Annotated in this window: 2 protein-coding genes; both read left to right on the forward strand. The window is 54.4% G+C overall.

Going from position 1 to position 2,337, the window contains the following annotated elements; all coding sequences use genetic code 11:
* Positions 1-876, forward strand: an 876-nt coding sequence (locus AC1D1P_RS21255) for a tripartite tricarboxylate transporter substrate-binding protein (RefSeq protein ID WP_477674331.1), incomplete at its 5' end; no start/stop codon positions are given.
* Positions 877-1,535: 659 nt separating this feature from the next.
* Positions 1,536-2,337, forward strand: an 802-nt coding sequence (locus tag AC1D1P_RS21260) for a hypothetical protein (protein WP_477674332.1), incomplete at its 3' end; no start/stop codon positions are given.

Below are 2,337 nucleotides of genomic sequence, written 5' to 3' on the forward strand. Positions count from 1 at the left end.
CCCTACCCCGCAGGAGGTCCTATGGACAAGCTCGCGCGGGAGCTTGCCTTACCGCTGGAAAAGCAGTTAGGGCAATCCATCATCATCCAGAACCTGTCAGGCGCCGGCGGCAACCTGGGCAGTACCATCGCCTTGCGTGCGGCTGCCGACGGCTATACCCTGCTGTTGAACCATATCGGGATGGCGACAGCCCCTGCGCTATACCGCCGCCTCGGTTTCAACCCGGAGACGGACTTCGAACCTTTGGGCATCATGGCTGAATCGCCACTGATGCTGGTGACGCGCCCACAGATAGCTACGGGCTCAGCGGTTGAGCTGGTGCGGTGGATAGCCACGCAACCACAGGTCAAGCTTGCCAACGGCGGCATTGGGTCGGCGTCGCATCTGTGCGGCCTTCTCCTGCAGTCTTCGCTGGGCATCGGCATGACCACCGTTCCCTATCGCGGGACCGCACCGGCGTTGGCGGATTTACTGGGAGGCCATGTAGACCTGATGTGCGATTTGACAGCCAATGTGCTCCCTCATGTATTTAGCGGAAAAACCAGGCCCGTCGGCGTGACATCAGCCAAGCCACTCACCGTTCCCGGCGCCTCGGCGATCCCGACGCTCGAGAAATTCGGGATTCCCTCCGTCCGGCTTGGCGTCTGGTACGGCTTGTATGCGCCGAAGAACACGCCTCAGGCGGTACAAACCAGAATCAACGCTGCATTGCTGGGCGCAATCCAGACGGACGCATTCAAACGGGCACAGCTCGCTTCAGGAATCGATGTGGTTCGGGATGCGCGCAACACACCCGCGGGTCATCGCGAATACTTGCACAGCGAAATTGCACGCTGGACGCCGGTGATCAAGGCGGCGGGGGCCTACGCGGACTAGGGCTGCCCGGAAACGTAATCCATAAATCCCGATTGTTTTTCCGATCATCGGGAACGCCTGCTTGTCGGTCCATACAACCGAAGCAAATCCAACATCTTCTCTCCCAATACCTTCATCGCCACATCCCGCCCCCATCGCACCATCCCGCGGCCCACGGCATGCTGGTGGGCACCCGATCAGGTTGCGCATCACGCTGCCGGCAATGGCGTAGGTCACCACTAGCAGCGGCATCGGCGGCGTCAGCTTCCTGCGCAAGATGYTGGATGTCGTGTTGTTTCCGGAGATATGGAAGCTGCGCACGGATTTGCAGGAAATCCATAAGAATAGTAGCCAGAGCCCTTGAAGGACTTGCGCAAGCAGCTACTATTTTTATAGCAAATGCAACAAGGCGTTTCAGCAATCGTCATTTTCATCGTCGATCTACCATTGCGATGCGTCATCCAGGATGACGTGATTGGGGAGGGAAACCTTGAGCGCCGACTTTGCTTTAGGGTGATTCGATCCATGCTTGCACGCGATCCTGCCCCGTTGTGCCAGTCAAAATAGTCAGCGATACTTCGGCGGTCCGGTTCAATACTTGACTGCATTTCACGATAGCTGCCCTTCCATCAGCAGACTTGTTCGTCTGTTGTCTTAAATACCTGTCACCCATCTGATCCATGAATTTTTCGACGTTATCCAGGACTAAAAAGACTTTAGCGGCGCTTGCATTGCTTGTGTTTGCGCTCGCTTGTTTTTTTGCCAAGAACGATTTTGAATATTTCAAACACTACGTCTACGACTTCACGCACGAAGGGGATAGATATGCCGCGTTAGCGGATACGACAGGAAATACAACGGGAAAGACAACGGGAGATACGGCGGCGAAGGCTGTCGCCGAGTCAAAGACACTCGCCATCTTTACCGGCGATACCGGTCATATCACCAAGGGAAAACTCCTGGATGCAAGCTACAAAAAAGAGTACGACCAGCTTCCTGAAAAACTCTACAACCTCAGTTTTGGTGAAACCATCTATTGCGTTACCTGCAAAGACGGCAAGGGYGAAAAGCAACGCGGGTACTCGCTGATTGAAACGAATACACCTCAGGACCTGGAAAAGTATCAAACGAAGGTCGGCCAGGAAAACTGGAAAGCCTATTTAAAGCTCGCGATGAAGGGTGCTGCTGAATACCCCACCCTGCTGCCAGCCTTGCTTAATGACAACTACCTGATTTCAGCAGAAGACTTCAGCAGAAAATACGGCAGCGACTTCGATGCGTTTTATCTCAAGGAATTGCCGTATGGCGTCAAAGAAAAGCTTCTCGATTTCTATTCATCCGATGAAGGAGCGGCCTATCGGTTCGTGAATTCCGGAAATCTCAAATACTCAAGCCTGTTAAGGGAAGGCGATTTCAGCGGCCAGGACAAGAAAGAAATCGCCATTCTGCTCAAGGACACGCGGGAAGGACTGAACGATGCCT

It is taken from the genome of Polaromonas sp. P1_E1_2 (assembly GCF_056406035.1).